Genomic DNA, 18,178 nt, shown 5'->3' with positions numbered 1-18,178 from the left:
TTCTAAACTTGTGCATTTTTCGCCATAATTAACTTGTCAGGCGTAATTGGCAACTCACGTACACGTATTCCACTTGCGTTATAAACTGCATTGGCTACGGCACCAGCCATGCCTATCAGGGCTATTTCACCCATTCCTTTGGCACCCATCGGGTTAATATAAGGATCGGGTTTATTTACAAATAAGGCTTCTATCTGCGGTATATCAGCATTTACCGGCACATGATAATCAGCAAAATTGTTATTCACCACTTTTCCGTAACGATGGTCTATTACCACCTCTTCCATTAGTGCCATGCCTATTCCTCCGATGGCTCCTCCTATTATCTGGCTGCGTGCTGTTTTAGGGCTTACAATATGGCCCGAATCGGCAACACATACCACTCTATCTATTTTAATCACACCTGTCGCAGGGTGTACTTTCACTTTTACAAAATGAACAGACCATGAGTACATGGCATACTTACTCATTTCCGGTCCGCCTTTAGAAGCGGTTGTTGCTTCCAGTTTGGATAGATTATGTTCTTTCAAAATCTTTACATAATCAGGTTTATCAGAGCCGCCATTTCCGATCAATTGCTGAAATTTTTCCTTCAGATCTTTGCAGGCATCATTCACAGCTGACCCTACCGTTGCAGTTATTGATGAACCGCCCTGTGATGGTGCGTAAGGCAGGGACGAATCGCCCATTTCAAATCTGATCTTTTCCGGATCGATACCCATCATTTCTGATGCAATACTTACCATGGCTGTTCCAGTACCGGGGCCAATATCGCTAACGGAAGTTTGTAATAGCAACGTACCGTCAACCATCATTAAAGCACGACAGGCAGCCTGATCGCGATAAGCACCGAACATGCCTCCGCCCATACCATAACCTTCCAGCCAGCCATCTTTACTGATGGATGCAGGTTTTTGACTGCGGTCATTCCATCCGATATGATCAGCGCCGAGTTTATAAGCCTCATTCAAATATTTGCTCGAAAATGGTTTGCCGCTTTCCGGATCAGTTTCTGCATAGTTTTTAAGCCGAAGTTCGATCGGATCGATATTTAATGCATAGCTAAGCTCATCCAAAGCCGATTCTAAAGCGAATGCACCGGTGGCTTCCCCTGGCCCACGCATCCATGTTGGCGAGCCTATATCAAGCGCATTCAATTTATAGATCGTGTGTACGTTGGCGCAGGCGTAGGTCGACCGGCTTACACCAGTAGGCCCCTCATTAAAATCTTCATAGGTCGATGTTTGTCCTATGGCTTCGTGGGTGATCCCCACAAGCTTACCATCTCCTGTAGCCCCTATCCCTATTTTTTGCCAGGTATGTGGTCGATAACCAACAGATGTGAACATATCAGCACGGGAAAGCATCAACTTAACTGGTCGCTTAACTACTTTTGCGGCAATAATTACAGCAATCTCGTGTGGCCAAACCTGCAAGGCGCTACCAAATGCACCGCCTACAAATTTTGAGTTGACCTGCACGTTCTCTTTAGGCAGTTTAAAAGTATTTGCGATACTCTCCTGCGTGTCTTTAACACCTTGCGTTTTATCCCAGACAGTTAATTTATCATTTGCATCCCAGCGTGCTATGATTGAATGGAGTTCCATTGGGCTGTGTACTTCCGAAGGGATTACGTATTCCTGCTGTAACTTTATAGGCGCACTTTGCCAGGCATCCACATTTCCGCGTTTCGTTTCGCCATCGTTACCAGGTGAGAAGGACTTATCAATGTTAGCCCGCAGATTAGTACGGTAATTATCGGTATTATACTGTACCTTAACTAAAGAGCTAGCCAACAATGCCCGTTCAAAAGTATCCGCGACAACAACAGCTACAGGCTGCCCATTAAACAATATCTTATTATTATAGAAGAATTTATAAGGCCCTTTTTCGGGTTCGGGCTTGCCTGTTTCTGGTTGATATCCCGGAATCTTTGGGCAATTAAAATGCGTGATCACCGTTAAAACGCCCGGTGCTTTTTCGGCCGCTTTAGTATCTATCAATTTGATGCTGCCTTTAGTGATGGTACTACCTACTAATACACCATAAACCATTCCGGCAGGTGTAAATTCTGCTGAATACCGCGCCGCGCCGGTTACTTTTAATCGACCGTCAATACGGCTTAACCCTTCCTTATTGATTGCGCCTTCTTTCATAGCAGATCAAACTAGGCCTGAGGCATGTTTCAATGCTTCGGTAATAGTTGCCGGAGCCAGTTTTAACTTGAAGGAATTATATTCATACCCTTTAGCACCCTGCATAGCAATTTCCGCGGCCTGTTTAAAGCTCTCTTCGGAAACGGATTTACCCACCAATGATTTCTCAGCATCAAACAACCGCCAGGGTTTATGTGCCACACCACCCATTGCAAGACGGGCATTACGGATAACCCCATTATCAATATCCAGCGCTGCTGCTACAGAAACTAATGCAAAAGCATAGGATTGCCTGTCGCGCACTTTGAGGTAATAGCTATTTTTAGCGAAGTTATTGTCAGGTATCTCAACCGCCACGATCATTTCATTCTTCCCAAGATTATTATCCATTTCAGGATGATCGCCGGGAAGCCGGTGGAAGTCGGTAAAGGAAATACGTCTTTCGCCTTTGTGCCCTGCAATCACTACTTTGGCATCAAGGGCCGCCAGGCCAACGCACATATCACTTGGATGCACAGCTATGCATTGCGTGCTTGTGCCAAAAATGGCATGCATCCGGTTAATACCCTCTAAAGCGCCACAACCCGATCCGGGTTCGCGTTTATTGCATGGCATGGTGACATCATAAAAATAAGTGCAACGGGTTCGCTGCATCATATTGCCGCCAACAGTAGCCATATTTCTCAATTGAGGAGAAGCACCTGCTTTAAGTGCCATAGATAGCAAAGGTTGTTTTTCAATGATGAGGTTATTCTCAGATACCACACTATTTAAAGCCAGTGCGCCTATGTGAACTCCGGTTTTTGTGGCTGTAATATTTTTTAATGGCAGATGATTAATATCAATCAGTTTATCAGGGGCGGTAACACCGCGTTTCATCAGGTCGACCAAATTAGTCCCACCTGCTATGATCTTTGTGCCGGGTTTGTTGATGGCTTCCAGAACGCTTTGCTGCGTTAAAGCACGAACGTATTGAAACTGTTTCATACTTCCTGCCCTCCATTCTTAACTTCCTGTATGGCATTCACAATGTTGGGATAAGCTCCGCAACGGCAAATGTTACCACTCATATATTCCCTTATTTCGAGTTCCGAATTGGCATGTCCTTCGCGAATACAAGCCACTGCCGACATGATCTGTCCCGGAGTACAGTATCCGCATTGAAAGCCATCGTGCTTTAAAAAAGCTTCCTGCATCGGGTGTAATTGATCTCCTTTTGCCAAGCCTTCAATTGTGGTAATCTTTTTCCCATTGACCATTACGCCGAGAGTGAGGCATGAGTTAACACGGTAGCCATCCACATGCACCGTGCACGCTCCGCACTGCCCATGGTCACAGCCTTTTTTAGTGCCGGTAAGATCAAGTTGTTCGCGTAGCAGATCAAGTAGTGTCACACGTGGTTCGACAGAAAGATCATGTTTGACACCATTCACTTCCAGGTGCACGGGCACTTTCTCAAAAATGTCTGCAAGTCTTTCGTCCCATTGATCGTCGGCGGCTTTAACAACAGCTGCCGGTGTTAACGCAATAGCAGTTATTAAAGTAGACTTCTTGATGAAATCACGACGCGTTTCTGTTGAGTTGCCTTCGCCATCCGGCGGTATGCACGGCTTTTTATTTGACATAGATATTGAATTAAATAGGCAATGTTAAAGTTACTACTTTTACTTTTTTAACAACACTAATAAAAGAAAATTGTTGTTGCTAACCAAGCTGAGATATATACATGTTTAGTAAAAATACAGATACATAATATCAAAGACATGATTTTATATATCACTTTCAATAAGATCTTGCAAAATAAGGTAAATAGTCATAAGCTGATAATAAATATTTCTGCGGACTAGCTGCATAAACAAAAATGTCCTTGCAAGTTATCACCTACAAAGATATTTTGCTTTACCGTTATGTAAAGCTTTATCGAAGCAGCTTTTAATAAATAAAGTTCCGGTTTATAATTTCACGAAAGTGCCTTTGCCCACTAAACTGTTATCGCTGCTATTAACAACCTGCAGAACATAGGTACCCGGCAATAAACCGCTTACATTAGCTTGCCAGTTTATTTGGCTTGTTGTGGCAGTTTTAACAATCTGGCCTGACGCATTCACTGTTATAATATTATATAATGCATTACAATACTCATTATTATCTAAAGTTTGAAGCAAAATGATGTTTAAAGCTTTCAACTTTTCAGGATCAAATTGCTTATTATTGTTGGGTGACAAAAAATAGCTAAACCTAAAATAGTTGCAACCAATTATTTCATGGATCGTCAACCTAAGTTTTTATTAGCTGGGAGATTGGGAATCGGGGATTTAATTTTTATAAGAATTGAATGAATGATGTAAAAAACACCGTATGGGTATTTCATGGGGCACAAGGTCGATTTGCAAGTGGAGTTTTTACGACATTAGAAAAAGCCGGGCACTGGATTAAGAAACACAGTTTAACGGGGGTATTAACAGAATATCCTCTGGATGAAGGGGTCTATGATTGGGCCATCGAAAATGAACTTTTTGACGTTAAAAAAGATAATCAGAGAGAGCCAGCATTCATCCAAAGTTTTACAACGGCCAGTCAAGAACACTTTCATTATGAAAATGGAGAGATAGACTAGTGTCAAGTCAACAGTCTTTAGTTGTAAGTCTCAAGTCAATTTTGTGCTTTTCTGACTCCAGACTTTCGACAGGACTAAACGTCAATTCATAATTGACACGACACTAGTTTAATCCATCCCCCAACCCATCCCTTTACCGGTCATATACACAAAAGCTTCGGCTGCTTTTACACCCAGTTCCCGACCCCTGAAATCTTCCATAGCAGCATGTCCGCAACCATAAATTCCCGGTGGATCCTGGCTTAAGTGGCAGTAGACGGATTTGCGCTTCTGTTCCTGCGTTTCAGAAATATCCACATAATCCGTCGGGCGGAAAATCATCGTTTGCTCGCCCGTGCATACCTCAAAAAAGTATAATGGAAATTTCTTTGATAACCGTACCCATGTTTGTATCATCAGCAAACTGGCAATCTGGTGATCTTTATGACTATCAACAGGCCAATGGGTAAACACTAAATCGGGTTTTTCATCAGCAATGAGCTTTTGCACTTTGGCTAGCCAGTCGTTATCCATAATGGTTGCACCATCTATCTGTCCTGCAAATACTGGTTTTGCTTTTAATACAACACACGCATTGATCGCCTCCTGTTTCCTGATGGCAGCAGCTTCGTTATGACTTTTTCCTTCTATTCCTGCTTCGCCGGTGGTCAGGTAAATAATAGTTACCTCATGACCACTATTAGCCAGCCGTGCTAAAGTTCCTCCGCAACCGCTTTCAGGGTCGTCGGGGTGGCCGCCGAAACAAACAATTTTCTTTTTTGTAACCGGCTCATTCGGTTGGGCATGCAATAATTGGGGTAATGTCAAAAGCCCTAAACCGGCTGCGGTGGTTTTAACAAAATTACGTCGGCTGTTAGATGAGGTTTCCATGAAATAATATTAAAGATATTTAATGAAAATGCCAAGTGTAGTGTAGCGCTACACCTCTTAATAGAATTGTACGGGTAATTAATCTTCCAGAACTGCAATTGAATAACCCACGTAATGACCATGGTGCGCCAGCGAAACAGGCAATGGAATTTCAACGCCATCTTTAAGTATAATTGGATAACCCTGCCGACTTTTGTCAACCATCAAATCACTGCTGGGGAACAGTGCGCTTAGTTTTTTAATTAAAAACTCCCTTACAGATTTCGATTGCGCATCGGGATCAGATGAGTTGATCAATTGAATGCCCCATCGAATATGCCCGAAATTATCTGTACCATTTACTACAGAGAAAATAAATTCCTCATTGATCACCGACCGTGAATGTAGCGTGTGTTCACCAAAGCTTACAATACCTTTGTAAGCTGAGTCTTCATCAAAACCCCGGCCTTCAAGCTGTCCAACAAAATTATTCACCGGCAAAACAAGCTGATCAATGGTAATTCTTGTTGGCGAAAAAATCAGTTCGGGCGTTATTCTTTGCAGATATTTATAAACCGATTCCTTAACAGACCATAATAACCACACAAAAACATCGAATGGCAGAAGATCTGAAAGCTGACGGTCATACAGATCTTTTTCTGAAGCAGAAATGATCTTTCGATAAAAATTTTTCTGTTTGGTGCGGGCAATGTTGATAGTCTTTAACGCTATTATATCATTACCCGTGCTGATCATTATTTTTGATTTATTTTTTCGGTGATCACATCAAGGCAGCTACCTACGTTGATCATTTTATCAGCCGAATCATAGTCAATTTCTATATCGTATTTAGCCTCTGCGTCGATAATAATGTCAACCAAGTTGGCCGAATTAATTTTTAAATCCCTTATCAGGTCTGTTTCATCGTTAATGCTATTCAGCATTTCCTTATTAATCGTGTAAGGTGCGATAACCGTTTTAAGTTCATTTAAAGTGTCTTCTCTGCTCATTAGTTGTTAAATTTTGAAAATATTAAACAGGAATTAACGTCGCCAAAACCAAAATTCGCTTTAGCTACTAGGTTAATTTCTTTTTTTATCATAGTTGTTGGTAAACAATCAATGCTTACCATGTTAGTTATTTCAGGATTCGGGTCCTCTAAGTTAATATTTGGATGCACAAATTGATGTAAAATTTGCAATACGCATGACACCGACTCAATAGAGCCAGCCGCACTCAAACTATGCCCAACCATCGATTTTAGGGAATTGGTCAATGGAAAATCCTTTCCGCTACGGCCCAACACCTTGCTCCAGTTGTGTATCTCCTGTTTGTCGGCTATTGTCGCTGTCAGGTGCCCGCTTATCAGGTCGATATCATTCGGACTAATGCCCGAATTATCAATAGCCTCCTGTATACACCTGGCAACGCCTACCGAATTTGCGGCCGTCATAGACCCTCCGCCACGTTGCCCGCCCGAATTGGACGAACCACCCAATACTTCAGCATAAATAGTTGCATTGCGGGCAAGTGCAAATTCAAGATCTTCCAATATTAAAGCGCCTGCACCTGAACCGGGAACGAACCCGCCTGCGGTAGCACTCATCGGCCTTGATGCCTGTTCAGGACGATCATTAAATTTCCGGGATAATACGCGCATCGAATCAAATGTGCCGAAAACGTAGGGGTCAACATGTTCACTGCTGCCTACCACCATACGTTTAGCATAGCCATGCTTGATATACTCATAGCCCATTAATATAGCCTGTGTGCCTGTTGCGCACGCTGATGAATTAGTTATCACTTTGTTGCCCAGCCCTAAACGACCGGAGATATAAGAGGTAACACCGCTATTCATCGTTTGTTCCACCACCCGCGAGCCTAATTTTTTGGCTTCCTTGTTATCCACCCGGCTTATTACATTTTTCATAGCCTGGGTATCAGGCGTGCTGTTACCAAAAACGCAGCCGGTTTCCCAGCGCGGTTCGTCGGTATCCAAACTAAGCCCGGCATCAATCCACGCATCCATTGCGGCAGTGATGCCGTATCCTATATTGGTACCTTTTAAACCATAAAAGGTAACTTCAGAAATATACCTTTTTAAACTGTCCCATTCAAAATCAGGCAGCCCTGCTACCTGGCAACTCATGTGGAGCTCCTCATAAAGCGGAATAAATCTTACTCCTGATATTCCCTTTTGTATGGCATTTAAAAAAGCGGGAATTCCCACGCCGTTAGGCGATACAATACCTAACCCGGTAACCACAATGCGCCTGCTCATTTTTTAATATCCACTCTTTTTACTATGCCCGAAAACATGCCTTTTGCAATTAAATTATCGGAGCTGTCCAGCATTTCTACGTAGCATTTCAGCTTTCCGAAACGAAAATATTGTTTTTTTGAAATAACCATTACTTTTTCACCCGGTAAAACCATCTTATGAAAAGAAACTTCTGTTGACGTAAACAACGGAAATGTCGCTTCATCCGGATTATCACTATATTCTTTTTCTTTCGACAGTAAAAATATACCTAACACCACAAGACCTATCTGAGCCATAATTTCTGTAATAATTACTCCCGGAGTAACCGGGTTGCCCACAAAATGATCCTCATAAAAAAAAGAATCCGGCCTTAAGGTATATTCACCAATCACCCCATTATCATTTAGTTCTGTAATGTTATCTACAAAAAGAAAAGACGATTTATAAGGCAAATGGTTTAATATATCTTTATACATACTTTATTTAATGTGCAGATGTGCGAATTTCAAATGTGCAAATGATAACCTCCAATGTGCAAATTTCAAATGTGCAGATGAATCCACGATGTGCGGATGTGCGAATTTCAGATGTGCAGATGAATCCACAATGTGCCGATGTGCGAATTTCAGATGTGCAGATGAATCCACAATGTGCCGATGTGCGAATTTCAGATGTGCAGATGAATCCACAATGTGCCGATGTGCGAATTTCAGATGTGTAGATGAAGAAAAAATGTTCATAATTTTTAAATTAAAATAATCATTTGCATATCTGCACATCCACATATTTGCACATCAAAAACCATCCTCACATTTGCATATTTGCACATCTACCTGCAGTGTTCTCCTCCATCAACATGGATTATTGAACCATTTATCCAGAAGGCTTCATCGGTGCATAATAGATAGATCACGTTTGCCACGTCTTCCGGCTGTGTCATTCTTCCCATCGGATTCCGGGTATTGGCTATTTCCAATAATTTTTCACTGCCCGGTATCATTTTTAACGAAGATGTATCCGTAATACCAGCTTGTATCAAATTTGTTTTCAAGCCGAATGGGGCAAATTCAACTGCCATATATTTTGCCAGGCTTTCCAGTGATGCCTTGGCAATAGAAACGGCAGCATAACCATCCCAATATTTATGAGCTCCTTCGCTGGTAAGGCCAATAATACGAGCATCAGGGTGAAAAAGTTCAGCTTTCAGAATATCTCTTGTCCAGTCAAGTAAACTATTTGACATGGCGTAGGTGGTAAATTGAATATCTTCTGTAGAAAGTACATCGCTGACGCCTTCGGTACCTGCTAATGGCTTTAAATTGCCTCTCGCAATAGAGTGGAGCAATAACTTTACTTTATGATTTGAAAGACCATTTTCAGCACTGAATTTTTCCAGGAATTTGCTGCGTCCATCCTCATTTAACGCGTTGATATTATAGGGCAAAATAGTAACCCCGTTATCTGAAGCCAACTTAGAGAATTTTTCAAGCAATACTTTTTCTGTAACGGAAGTTTCCCGGTAAAGTGCCGCGACATTCATCCCTTCCCGGGCCAGCTTTTCAGCTGTAGCAAATCCAAAACCGCTTGATCCTCCTAAAATAACAGCCCATAAGCCCGAAAACGGTATGTTTTTACTCACCTCGAATTTTTTAAACTTTTATAACCTTAGCTTGTCTTAATGGGGTATTAAATTTAAGCGCAATTTATTACATGTAAAAAATTGCAGCCTCAAAGTAAACAAAAGTTAATTAGTTTTAAAGCATAATGTTAGCAATATTAAGACAACAACAACAGTTTATTATTACTGTTAAATTGAACTTACAATACTTTTTTAACTGTTTGCCCGGCGTTTATTATTTATTATGTTTGGTACTGCTTAGTATATTTTATGAGAGTGAAATTAGTTTTCGCATTGTTTTTTTGTGCGATAGCCGGCCTGGCAAAAGGCAAAACAATACAGCAAAAATTTGACAAAGCTGAATTTTATGAAGTGATGAAATCCGCCAACCTGGAAACCGTTAATAATGAATTAGAAGCAGTCAAAGATGCCCCGGAAAAGGACAGGGAAGGATATGAAGGTGCATTGCTCATGAAAAAAGCCGGGTTGCTTAAAAAACCAAAAGACAGACTTAGCTTTTTTAAGCAGGGCCGCATTAAACTGGAAACAGCAATATCCGCAGATAACGATAATACGGAGTTTCATTTTCTGCGATTGGCTATAGAAGAGCATGCCCCCAAGATTGTGAAATATCACAGCGATATAGAAAAAGATAAAGCGATAGTGATTAAGAATTTCAGAAACCTTTCCCCGGTTGTACGACATGCTATTTTGGATTACTGTGAAAATTCAAAAGTGTTGCATAAGGAAGATTTTTAGCTTCCTAAAGAGATAGTTTTTAACTTTACCGCAGAATGGATAAAAAAGTATTGGCTATTTATTACACCCAGTCGGGACAAATGGGCGAGATCATTAATTCATTCACAGCGCCAATTGCTGAAGCCGGTGCGATAGTTGAAAAGGTGGTGATTAAACCTGTTGCCGAATACACTTTCCCGTGGACAGGCAATCGTTTTTTTGCTGTAATGCCTGATTGCGTGCTGAGTGTGCCGACCGAACTGCAGCCATTTGTACTGAAAGAAAAAAAATACGATCTGATCATTTTGGGTTATCAGCCCTGGTTTTTATCGCCAAGTATACCATCCAATTCATTGTTAAATCACACGGCTTTTAAAGCTGTTTTAAAAGACACGCCAGTGATTACTATAAGTGCCGGAAGGAATATGTGGTTGAATGCCTATGACCGGATTAGAAAATCATTAAAAGATGCCGGGGCCAACCTGGCAGGCAATATTGCATTGGTGGATAAACACCCTAACCCGGTAAGTTTTATCACCATTTTTTACTGGATGCTTACCGGCAAAAAAGAACGATATTTGAATGTTTTCCCTAAGCCCGGCGTAGCCGAAGAAGACATAAGGAATACCAAAGTATTTGGAACTATTATCGCCCCTCATTTGTTTACAGGGCAATGGGATGGGCTTCAACACGAGCTGCTCGATCAAAAATCAGTAGTAGTAAAATATCCCTTAATGTTTATAGAGGGAAAGGCCAAATTTATTTTTGCAGCCTGGGCCAAATTTATTGCCAAAAGGAAAAATAAAGCGCCCTGGATATCGGCGTTCAAATATTACCTTTTCGTGGCCTTATTTATTGGCGCACCCGTTCTTCTTATATTAGATGCTATCTTTATAAGACCATTTTCATCCAAAAGAATAAAAGCTAAAAAACAGAACTATTTACAAGTTATATAATTATGTCAACAAACCAGGTTTATATAAATTCTACCGCAGCCTATTTCCCGAATGATCCCGTATCAAATGACGAGATGGAAGAATATTTGGGTTATATCGACGGCAGGCCTTCCAAATCAAAAAAGATCGTATTACGGAACAATGGCATTGTTAATCGCTATTATGCTTTGGATAAAAATGGCAAGTCGACCCATACCAATGCGCAGATGACTGCACTGGCTGTGAAGGAATTGTTTAAAGATAATCCTGAAAAAATAAAAGAAATTGAACTGCTATCATGCGGCACCTCATCTCCCGACCAGGTAATGCCAAGCCACGGCGTAATGGCACACGGCTGGCTGCCCGAGGCTGAATCGATAGAAGTAGTTTCACCTTCGGGTGTATGCTGCGCAGGTATGCATGCTATTAAATATGCCTATCTCGCCATCAAATCTGGTGAAACCAAACTGGCGGTTGCAACCGGTTCTGAAAGATTCTCAGGCTTGCTGGTATCCGATGTATTTGAAGAGGAAGCGCAAAAATTGAAAGAGATGGAAGAAAACCCTTTCATCGCTTTTCAGAAAGACTTTTTGAGATGGATGTTATCAGACGGCGCATCGGCATTTTTAATGTCTGATAAGCCAAATGAGAACGGGTTAAGCTTGCGCATTGATTGGATAGAGGGTGCTTCTTATGCCAACCAAATGGATACCTGTATGTATATGGGTGGCGAAAAGGTGGAAGATGGTTCGCTAAAAGGCTTTATGGATTATACGCCGGAGGAGATCATGAATAAATCGATATTCAGTGTAAAGCAAGATATTACGCTGTTGAGCGATAACATCGTACACCTCGGCGGTAAGAAAATAAAAGAAATAATGGACAGAAGGGGCCTCACTGCTGCTGATGTAGATTATTTTTTACCGCATATTTCCAGCGACTTTTTTAAAAGCAGAATATATGACCTGGTAGAGATCTACGGTGGCGGTATCCCTTACGAGAAATGGTTTATCAATTTATATACCGTAGGAAATGTGGGTGCAGCATCAATTTTCCTGATGATCAATGAATTGTTCAACAGCGGTAAATTGAAAAAAGGCAATAGGCTCTTATTGCTGGTTCCGGAAAGTGCCCGTTTCTCGTATATGTATGCGATGCTGACGGTTTGTTAATTTAGTGATCAGTGACTGGAGACCAGTGATTAGTTAAGCAGGACAAGCAATCCAGTTAATCCATAAAATCACTTAATCGTGTCAATATGAAGAAGGAAAATGTGCCACAGGATATGAGCTCGCTCGGAAAGATCACAAAAGAGGTTTGCTACGCAACCGATAGTTCGGGCAAATATGTGACCGAACTCAGCAGCGGCTGGGATGTGAAGATCAATGCTTTGGATGTTGCCTGGAAAGATGTTGAGGAGCGCATAGCCAAAGCCAAACAACAGGTACTGAACGGAGAAGCCAGTCCGCTTTTATTTTTTATGGAATATCGCTTAATGGATATCAGCATTTTATCAGATTATACCGGCTTTTGGAAATGGCAGATAAAAAGACATTTAAAACCAGACGTGTTCAATAAATTATCAGACAAAAAACTACAAAAATACGCTGAAGCCTTTAATGTAAAGGTGGAAGACTTAAAAACCATGACAGTGCATGAAGCTTGATTTTGAACACCACCAATCGGCACATTGCGAATCAGGGGTTACCAGCAGTTTATTACGCGAAAGCTCTCAAAATAAGATCACTGAGCCATTAGCCTTTGGTATCGGCGCGGGTTTGTTTTTCTGTTATATCCCGCTTATCAAAATAAATAACGGGCCTGCTATTGCTTTCCGTACGTTCCCGGGGTTGATCTTTAAAAGAACCTGCAATGCTTTAGGCATACCAGTTGTCCGTAAAAAATTCAACTCAAAAGAGCAGGCCGAAAGCTATTTAAAAGATCGTTTGGAAGAAGGACATCCTGTTGGTTGTCAGGTTGGGGTCTACTACCTTTCCTATTTCCCGCGCGAGTATCGTTTTCATTTTAACGCACATAACCTTATCGTTTTTGGTAAAGAGGATGATAATTACCTCATCAGCGACCCGGTGATGGAAACACCTACCAAACTCACCAGTTATGAACTGGAACGGGTACGCTTTGCCAAAGGTGCGCTTGCGCCCAAAGGGCAATTATATTACCCAAAGAACGATAAGATAATTACTGATGAGCAAATAAAGAAAGCAATCATCAGCGGAATAAAAAACAACGTGAACCAGATGCTGCGCATACCCGGTAATTTTGCAGGTGTAAAAGGCATTAAATATACAGGCAAAAAGATAAAAGGCTGGCGCGATAAACTGGGGCTGCAAAAAGCAGGCTCCTATTTGGCACAATTGGTGCGCATGCAAGAGGAGATAGGTACAGGCGGGGGCGGTTTCCGGTATATTTATGCAGCCTTTTTACAGGAGGCCTATGCATATTTGCAGAAAGAGGAATTATTGGAAATTTCAAAAATATTTACACAATCAGGCGACCTTTGGCGCACTGCAGCCGTACATGCTGCAGGGATATATAAAGGAAGATTGGGCAGCCAGGAAGATTTTGACCAGATGGGTGATTATTTAATTGAAATATCTGAATTGGAGAAAAATGCTTTCCTGGCTCTAAAGAAAATAAAATGGGCTTAAGTGATGAATTAGCGGTAAACGTTGAAAACCTGGGATTTCATTACCCGGGCGACGACGGCGTTACCTTTTCCGGGCTTAATTTAAAGGTAAGGAGGGGTCAGCGTTTTGGCTTATTCGGACCAAATGGCGCTGGTAAGACCACTTTGCTTAGCCTGATGACAGGTTTGCTTTCTGCTGATGAAGGCAGTATTCATTTATTAGGGCTTGATATCCGCAAAAAAGACAAGGAAGTGAATAAACTGCTCGGCTTTGTACCGCAGGATTTCTCGTTCTATCAGGAGCTGAGCCCGGTTGAAAACCTGGAATTTTTCGGAGCATGGTCCGGGTTAAACAGGCAACAGATAAAAACCAGGACCAACGAGTTGCTTCATATATTAGGCTTAGAGAATGTACGGAATAAAGCCGTAGAAAAATTCTCCGGAGGTATGAAACGCCGTGTTAATCTGGCCATTGGCGTGATACATAATCCTGCAATTTTAATATTGGACGAACCCACCGTAGGTGTAGACGTTCAAACCCGCCACGCCATTATCAACTATCTGCTTGAATTAAATAAAAACGGCACCACACTGATTTACACATCGCACCAATTAAGCGAAGCCGAAGACCTGTGTGCAGAAATGGCTTTGATTGATGAGGGCAAAATAATAGTGCAGGATAGTTTAACAGAATTGCTCAGGGAACACCGCCAGGAGAGTCTCGAAGATCTGTTTTTGAATTTAACCGGTAAAGCTTACAGGAACGATGTTTAAACTTTGGGCCACCATAATAAAAGACTTCAGGGTGCTGCGCAGGGACGGCATCGGGCTTGCCCTGATGTTTGTGATGCCTGTTATACTGGTTTTTGTGGTAACGGACATCCAGGAAAGCACGTTCCAGATGATCAACAAAAACAAATTGCCGGTTTTGATAATCAACCGGGATACCGGGGAATCAGGCACGCAGTTGATTGAATCTATTAATAAAATCGGCCTTTTTAAAGTATACCAATTGCCAAAAAATCAGGATACCAAATTCGTATCCGATTCCATGAAACAAAGAGATGTACTAGTGGCTGTGACCATTCCTGATGATTTTACGCGAAAAGTAAAAGCCAAAGCCAAAAATGTAGCCGGGAAAGCGCTGGTCAGTTTTGGCTTACAGGCCGATTCTGTCCAAAAGGACCCCGGTGAAATTGATCCTTTAACTTTATACTACAACCCGATTTTACAGGAACAATTACGTTTATCAGTACAAGGCGGCTTACGGAGTGCCTTACAACTGGTGGAGAGCAGGGAAACCTTACGCAGTCTCTACTTCTCTATCAATGAAAAGCAATTACCCACCAATTTGGAGAACGAAATGCTGAATAATAAAGCATCCATCAATGAAATTCCGGTCTCAAAAAATGGAAGCTTACGCACTCCCAACGCGGCACAACATAATGTACCATCATGGACCATCTTTGCCATGTTCTTTGTGATCATGTCGTTAGGGGGCAGTGTGGTCAAAGAAAAAACAAACGGCAGTTTTGTCCGGTTAAAAACATTGCCAACCAATTATGCCGTAGGGCTACTATCCAAGCAGATCACTTACGTGACAGTTACCGTATTACAGGCAGCTGTGATATTTTCTTTAGGCATATTTGTTTTCCCCCTGGTGGGGCTGCCGCCGTTAAATGTGCCTATTGATGTATTTGGGTTGCTCATCGTAACTATTATTTGCGGCTGGTGCGCGGTAAGTTATGCCATTTGTGTTGGCGTTTTCTCCAAAACACAGGAGCAAAGCAATGGTTTCGGGGCAATATCCATTGTGATACTGGCAGCTATTGGTGGTTTAATGGTGCCAAGTTTTGCTATGGACACCTCATTAAAAACCGTTGCTGATTTTTCGCCGATGCACTGGTGCCTGCAGGCTTATTACGGCCTATTTCTCGAAGGCGGCAAACTAACCGACGTAATGAATTACCTTGTACCTTTGGTATTGATCACCCTCGTATTACAATTCATAACCTTTTTAGGATTGAAACGAAAAAATTTAATATAATTGACACGATTTAGCGATTGAAAGGATTTAACAAATGTTTAATCGTTAGCCATAAATAATTACCATGAGTAACACCGAATTGAAAGAAAAGCTGAAAAGCCAGATCATATTATTTTTAAACCTGACCGATCTTACCCCTGCAGATATAAAAGATGACGAACCATTATTTGGCGATGGCCTTGGACTGGATTCTATTGATTCACTGGAACTGATCGTATTGCTGAAAAGGGAATACGGCATAACCATACAAGATCCTAAGGAAGGCCGTAAAGTATTGGTAGATATTAATTCGATGGCGGATTATATTGAGAAGCACGGGGTGAAGTGATTAGTTAATTAGTGATCAGAGATTAGTTATTATGTGGCTCGTCTGTGCCAAATGCTTAATATGAGTAGGATTTGTCGCCAACACGTGCTTCGAACAAAAGCTGTAACTTATACAGAGTTTCCATACCTTTATTGTTAATAAAACCCAAACTTTTATCATGAACTTAATAACCAAATTGCATCTCTCTAGTGCATTTTTTATGATTGTAGCCCTTAATACATATGCTCAGAATACGACCAAGATTGATGAGAGCAATTTGGTTACCCAAATGTTAGGTATAGAAAATATTTCTCCTGCAGAGGCTAATAGCTATTTTATAAATAAAAAGTACAATTTGGTTAGCCGTAGCAATAAAGATATGGGAGGATATGAAGCGATGCTTATAAAGTATAAAATTCCACAGGCGACTGATAGCTATTGTATTATAGTGGTGAAAGACCAAATAACAATAGCAATGTATATCACGTATTCAAATGATCTGTATTTAAAAACATTAAATGACGCTCTTAAAATGGGGTTTAAAAAACTGGAAGAAGCTAATTCAGATCCTGCTGAAACCGTTTATGAAAAGGGAAACGAAGACTTTTTGGTACGTACAACCAGAATTCAAGATAAAACATTCTATGTGATGGAAGCCTATGACGTGATTCGTGCTGGCAAAGCTGGATTAGGGGCTAAAGGGAATTAGTTAGTTTTACCGCTCTTACGCTCGTCTGCGATCACTGAATTTAAAAATTTGTGAAAAGGGAAGCAAAGTGTCAATTTTGCTCCCCCTTTGGTGTTTCAGAGTTTTTAATTCGTCAATATCACTTTCAACGCTTTTTCCTTCGCCGCGTTCCCGAATGTTTCATATGCCTCAATTACCTGGTCTAACCTGAAATGATGGGTGATTAGTTGTTTTGGCTGTAATTTTTTCGACTGAACGGTTTTTAATAGCATCGGGGTTGTCACCGTATCCACAAGCCGGGTAGTGATGGATATATTTTGGGACCAAAGCGTTTCTAAATGCAGCGTTATACTTTTCCCATGCACCCCTACATTAGCAACAGTACCACCGGGACCAATAATGGATGTGCATAATTCAAATGTTGCCGGTATGCCTACGGCCTCTATAGCTGTATCAACGCCTTTTCCGTTTGTCAGACTTTTGATCTTTTCGATGGCATCAACGCTGCTGTTATTAATGGTTTGGGTTGCGCCAAATTGCTTTGCAACAGCCAGCCGGTTATCGTCCGGGTCGATCATAATAATTTCAGCCGGCGAATAAAATTGAGCAGTGAGCAATGCGGCCAAACCTACCGGTCCTGCACCCACAATAGCTACCGTATCGCCCGGTTTTACGCGGCCATTTAAAACACCGCACTCAAAGCCGGTAGGTAAAATATCGCTAAGCATCACCAGCGCTTCTTCGTCTGCACCGGCAGGAATAGGATAAAGACTGTTATCTGCATGAGGTATCCTTACATATTCAGCCTGTGTGCCATCAATCATATGGCCCAGTATCCACCCGCCATCTTCACAATGCGAATACATGCCTTTCTTACAATACTCGCACTTACCGCATGAGGTAATACAGGATATCAGCACATGGTCGCCCTTTTTAAAATTACTTACGCCGTTGCCAACCTCTTCTATTATGCCAACCCCTTCATGACCTATTATCCGCCCGTCAGTAACCTCCGGCACATCGCCTTTCATAATATGAAGGTCAGTGCCGCAAATAGTCGTTTTCAGAATTTTTACTATCGCATCGGTTGATTTCTTTAGCGTGGGTTTTGGTTTTTCTTCCCAGGATTTTTTCCCCGGCCCATGATAAACCAATGCCTTCATAAATTGAGCTGATGTTTCTTCTGCTGACTTTTTATCAGGTTCAGGATGCACTAATGTTTCCATAATACTATGATTTTAATGTTGAGAAGGAAACTATAATACAAACGAGAAGTGATAACTGTTTCTAGTAAATGTCCACCATCGTTAATA

The 18,178-nt window shown here is 41.5% G+C and carries 22 protein-coding genes; 10 read left to right on the top strand and 12 right to left on the bottom strand.

Annotated elements, in window-relative coordinates; genetic code table 11:
* Positions 1-2: 2 nt before the first annotated feature.
* The 4 genes from ACPPVU_RS03025 to ACPPVU_RS03010 form a co-directional block, all read right to left on the bottom strand.
* A complete protein-coding gene (locus ACPPVU_RS03025; RefSeq protein ID WP_426670219.1) occupies positions 3-2,156 on the bottom strand; it encodes a xanthine dehydrogenase family protein molybdopterin-binding subunit in 2,154 nt (717 codons plus the stop codon).
* 6 nt (positions 2,157-2,162) lie between these two features.
* A complete protein-coding gene (locus ACPPVU_RS03020; RefSeq protein WP_426670218.1) occupies positions 2,163-3,143 on the bottom strand; it encodes an FAD binding domain-containing protein in 981 nt (326 codons plus the stop codon).
* Positions 3,140-3,781 carry a (2Fe-2S)-binding protein gene (locus ACPPVU_RS03015; protein WP_426670217.1) on the bottom strand — a complete coding sequence of 214 codons (642 nt, stop codon included), beginning with the start codon at positions 3,779-3,781 and terminating at the stop codon, positions 3,140-3,142. Before ACPPVU_RS03015 ends, ACPPVU_RS03020 begins: the two co-directional genes overlap by 4 nt.
* Before the next feature lie 327 nt (positions 3,782-4,108).
* Positions 4,109-4,381 (bottom strand): hypothetical protein, encoded by a 273-nt coding sequence (locus ACPPVU_RS03010; RefSeq protein ID WP_426670216.1) that lies wholly within the window; start codon positions 4,379-4,381, stop codon positions 4,109-4,111.
* A 110-nt stretch (positions 4,382-4,491) separates the two neighbouring features.
* Here ACPPVU_RS03010 and ACPPVU_RS03005 point away from each other — a divergent pair, with 110 nt between their 5' ends.
* Positions 4,492-4,773 (top strand): DUF7710 domain-containing protein, encoded by a 282-nt coding sequence (locus ACPPVU_RS03005; RefSeq protein ID WP_426670215.1) that lies wholly within the window; start codon positions 4,492-4,494, stop codon positions 4,771-4,773.
* A gap of 108 nt (positions 4,774-4,881) precedes the next feature.
* On the opposite strand, the gene ACPPVU_RS03000 is transcribed toward ACPPVU_RS03005, so the two are convergent.
* The 7 genes from ACPPVU_RS03000 to ACPPVU_RS02970 all read right to left on the bottom strand — a co-directional run bounded on the left by ACPPVU_RS03000 (position 4,882) and on the right by ACPPVU_RS02970 (position 9,524).
* Complete coding sequence (locus tag ACPPVU_RS03000) at positions 4,882-5,643, bottom strand: PIG-L deacetylase family protein (protein ID WP_426670214.1); 762 nt, start codon at positions 5,641-5,643, stop codon at positions 4,882-4,884.
* 78 nt (positions 5,644-5,721) lie between these two features.
* Positions 5,722-6,378, bottom strand: coding sequence for a 4'-phosphopantetheinyl transferase family protein (locus ACPPVU_RS02995; protein ID WP_426670213.1), 657 nt, complete (start codon positions 6,376-6,378; stop codon positions 5,722-5,724).
* Entirely contained in the window at positions 6,378-6,632 is a 255-nt protein-coding gene (locus ACPPVU_RS02990) for an acyl carrier protein (protein ID WP_426670212.1), read from the bottom strand. The genes ACPPVU_RS02995 and ACPPVU_RS02990 overlap by 1 nt, the downstream gene beginning before the upstream one ends.
* A complete protein-coding gene (locus tag ACPPVU_RS02985; protein WP_426670211.1) occupies positions 6,632-7,903 on the bottom strand; it encodes a beta-ketoacyl-[acyl-carrier-protein] synthase family protein in 1,272 nt (423 codons plus the stop codon). The genes ACPPVU_RS02990 and ACPPVU_RS02985 overlap by 1 nt, the downstream gene beginning before the upstream one ends.
* The gene (locus tag ACPPVU_RS02980; RefSeq protein WP_426670210.1) at positions 7,900-8,361 is read right to left on the bottom strand and encodes a 3-hydroxyacyl-ACP dehydratase FabZ family protein; all 462 of its coding nucleotides are present in this window, start codon (positions 8,359-8,361) and stop codon (positions 7,900-7,902) included. Before ACPPVU_RS02980 ends, ACPPVU_RS02985 begins: the two co-directional genes overlap by 4 nt.
* A gap of 3 nt (positions 8,362-8,364) precedes the next feature.
* Positions 8,365-8,625 (bottom strand): hypothetical protein, encoded by a 261-nt coding sequence (locus ACPPVU_RS02975; protein ID WP_426670209.1) that lies wholly within the window; start codon positions 8,623-8,625, stop codon positions 8,365-8,367.
* A gap of 89 nt (positions 8,626-8,714) precedes the next feature.
* Positions 8,715-9,524: an SDR family oxidoreductase gene (locus tag ACPPVU_RS02970; RefSeq protein WP_426670208.1), complete on the bottom strand. Its 810-nt coding sequence runs from the start codon at positions 9,522-9,524 to the stop codon at positions 8,715-8,717.
* A gap of 249 nt (positions 9,525-9,773) precedes the next feature.
* On the opposite strand from ACPPVU_RS02970, the gene ACPPVU_RS02965 reads away from it, so the two are divergent.
* The 9 genes from ACPPVU_RS02965 (at position 9,774) to ACPPVU_RS02925 (ending at position 16,886) form a co-directional block, all read left to right on the top strand.
* Positions 9,774-10,262, top strand: a complete 489-nt coding sequence (locus tag ACPPVU_RS02965; protein ID WP_426670207.1) for a hypothetical protein — start codon at positions 9,774-9,776, stop codon at positions 10,260-10,262.
* 35 nt (positions 10,263-10,297) lie between these two features.
* Positions 10,298-11,197 carry a hypothetical protein gene (locus ACPPVU_RS02960; protein WP_426670206.1) on the top strand — a complete coding sequence of 300 codons (900 nt, stop codon included), beginning with the start codon at positions 10,298-10,300 and terminating at the stop codon, positions 11,195-11,197.
* A gap of 2 nt (positions 11,198-11,199) precedes the next feature.
* Positions 11,200-12,348 carry a beta-ketoacyl-ACP synthase III gene (locus ACPPVU_RS02955; RefSeq protein WP_426670205.1) on the top strand — a complete coding sequence of 383 codons (1,149 nt, stop codon included), beginning with the start codon at positions 11,200-11,202 and terminating at the stop codon, positions 12,346-12,348.
* Between the two features lie 86 nt (positions 12,349-12,434).
* The gene (locus ACPPVU_RS02950; protein WP_426670204.1) at positions 12,435-12,842 is read left to right on the top strand and encodes a hypothetical protein; all 408 of its coding nucleotides are present in this window, start codon (positions 12,435-12,437) and stop codon (positions 12,840-12,842) included.
* Complete coding sequence (locus ACPPVU_RS02945) at positions 12,832-13,845, top strand: BtrH N-terminal domain-containing protein (protein WP_426670203.1); 1,014 nt, start codon at positions 12,832-12,834, stop codon at positions 13,843-13,845. The genes ACPPVU_RS02950 and ACPPVU_RS02945 overlap by 11 nt, the downstream gene beginning before the upstream one ends.
* Positions 13,836-14,597 (top strand): ABC transporter ATP-binding protein, encoded by a 762-nt coding sequence (locus ACPPVU_RS02940; RefSeq protein ID WP_426670202.1) that lies wholly within the window; start codon positions 13,836-13,838, stop codon positions 14,595-14,597. Before ACPPVU_RS02945 ends, ACPPVU_RS02940 begins: the two co-directional genes overlap by 10 nt.
* Positions 14,590-15,870, top strand: a complete 1,281-nt coding sequence (locus ACPPVU_RS02935; RefSeq protein WP_426670201.1) for an ABC transporter permease — start codon at positions 14,590-14,592, stop codon at positions 15,868-15,870. The genes ACPPVU_RS02940 and ACPPVU_RS02935 overlap by 8 nt, the downstream gene beginning before the upstream one ends.
* A 64-nt stretch (positions 15,871-15,934) precedes the next feature.
* Complete coding sequence (locus tag ACPPVU_RS02930) at positions 15,935-16,198, top strand: phosphopantetheine-binding protein (protein ID WP_426670200.1); 264 nt, start codon at positions 15,935-15,937, stop codon at positions 16,196-16,198.
* 157 nt (positions 16,199-16,355) lie between these two features.
* Positions 16,356-16,886 carry a hypothetical protein gene (locus tag ACPPVU_RS02925; protein ID WP_426670199.1) on the top strand — a complete coding sequence of 177 codons (531 nt, stop codon included), beginning with the start codon at positions 16,356-16,358 and terminating at the stop codon, positions 16,884-16,886.
* Between the two features lie 104 nt (positions 16,887-16,990).
* On the opposite strand, the gene ACPPVU_RS02920 is transcribed toward ACPPVU_RS02925, so the two are convergent.
* The gene (locus ACPPVU_RS02920) at positions 16,991-18,091 is read right to left on the bottom strand and encodes a zinc-dependent alcohol dehydrogenase family protein (RefSeq protein WP_426670198.1); all 1,101 of its coding nucleotides are present in this window, start codon (positions 18,089-18,091) and stop codon (positions 16,991-16,993) included.
* Positions 18,092-18,178 lie beyond the last annotated feature (87 nt).

Origin of the sequence: Mucilaginibacter sp. McL0603, from assembly GCF_049992945.1 — a bacterium.
Lineage (GTDB): Bacteria > Bacteroidota > Bacteroidia > Sphingobacteriales > Sphingobacteriaceae > Mucilaginibacter.
Note: the sequence above shows the minus strand (reverse complement) of the source record. Positions and strands in the feature narration are given on the sequence as shown.

Bases quoted from the DNA above. Each gene is read 5' to 3' on its own strand.
- ACPPVU_RS02920 (WP_426670198.1), bottom strand. From the start codon at position 18,091: ATGGAAACATTAGTGCATCCTGAACCTGATAAAAAGTCAGCAGAAGAA.
- ACPPVU_RS02935 (WP_426670201.1), top strand. From the start codon at position 14,590: ATGTTTAAACTTTGGGCCACCATAATAAAAGACTTCAGGGTGCTGCGC.
- ACPPVU_RS02955 (WP_426670205.1), top strand. From the start codon at position 11,200: ATGTCAACAAACCAGGTTTATATAAATTCTACCGCAGCCTATTTCCCG.
- ACPPVU_RS03025 (WP_426670219.1), bottom strand. From the start codon at position 2,156: ATGAAAGAAGGCGCAATCAATAAGGAAGGGTTAAGCCGTATTGACGGT.
- ACPPVU_RS02965 (WP_426670207.1), top strand. From the start codon at position 9,774: ATGAGAGTGAAATTAGTTTTCGCATTGTTTTTTTGTGCGATAGCCGGC.
- ACPPVU_RS03005 (WP_426670215.1), top strand. From the start codon at position 4,492: ATGAATGATGTAAAAAACACCGTATGGGTATTTCATGGGGCACAAGGT.
- ACPPVU_RS02980 (WP_426670210.1), bottom strand. From the start codon at position 8,361: ATGTATAAAGATATATTAAACCATTTGCCTTATAAATCGTCTTTTCTT.
- ACPPVU_RS02940 (WP_426670202.1), top strand. From the start codon at position 13,836: ATGGGCTTAAGTGATGAATTAGCGGTAAACGTTGAAAACCTGGGATTT.
- ACPPVU_RS03020 (WP_426670218.1), bottom strand. From the start codon at position 3,143: ATGAAACAGTTTCAATACGTTCGTGCTTTAACGCAGCAAAGCGTTCTG.
- ACPPVU_RS02995 (WP_426670213.1), bottom strand. From the start codon at position 6,378: ATGATCAGCACGGGTAATGATATAATAGCGTTAAAGACTATCAACATT.
- ACPPVU_RS02945 (WP_426670203.1), top strand. From the start codon at position 12,832: ATGAAGCTTGATTTTGAACACCACCAATCGGCACATTGCGAATCAGGG.
- ACPPVU_RS02930 (WP_426670200.1), top strand. From the start codon at position 15,935: ATGAGTAACACCGAATTGAAAGAAAAGCTGAAAAGCCAGATCATATTA.
- ACPPVU_RS02990 (WP_426670212.1), bottom strand. From the start codon at position 6,632: ATGAGCAGAGAAGACACTTTAAATGAACTTAAAACGGTTATCGCACCT.
- ACPPVU_RS02950 (WP_426670204.1), top strand. From the start codon at position 12,435: ATGAAGAAGGAAAATGTGCCACAGGATATGAGCTCGCTCGGAAAGATC.
- ACPPVU_RS02960 (WP_426670206.1), top strand. From the start codon at position 10,298: ATGGATAAAAAAGTATTGGCTATTTATTACACCCAGTCGGGACAAATG.
- ACPPVU_RS03000 (WP_426670214.1), bottom strand. From the start codon at position 5,643: ATGGAAACCTCATCTAACAGCCGACGTAATTTTGTTAAAACCACCGCA.
- ACPPVU_RS02975 (WP_426670209.1), bottom strand. From the start codon at position 8,625: ATGAACATTTTTTCTTCATCTACACATCTGAAATTCGCACATCGGCAC.
- ACPPVU_RS02985 (WP_426670211.1), bottom strand. From the start codon at position 7,903: ATGAGCAGGCGCATTGTGGTTACCGGGTTAGGTATTGTATCGCCTAAC.
- ACPPVU_RS02925 (WP_426670199.1), top strand. From the start codon at position 16,356: ATGAACTTAATAACCAAATTGCATCTCTCTAGTGCATTTTTTATGATT.
- ACPPVU_RS03015 (WP_426670217.1), bottom strand. From the start codon at position 3,781: ATGTCAAATAAAAAGCCGTGCATACCGCCGGATGGCGAAGGCAACTCA.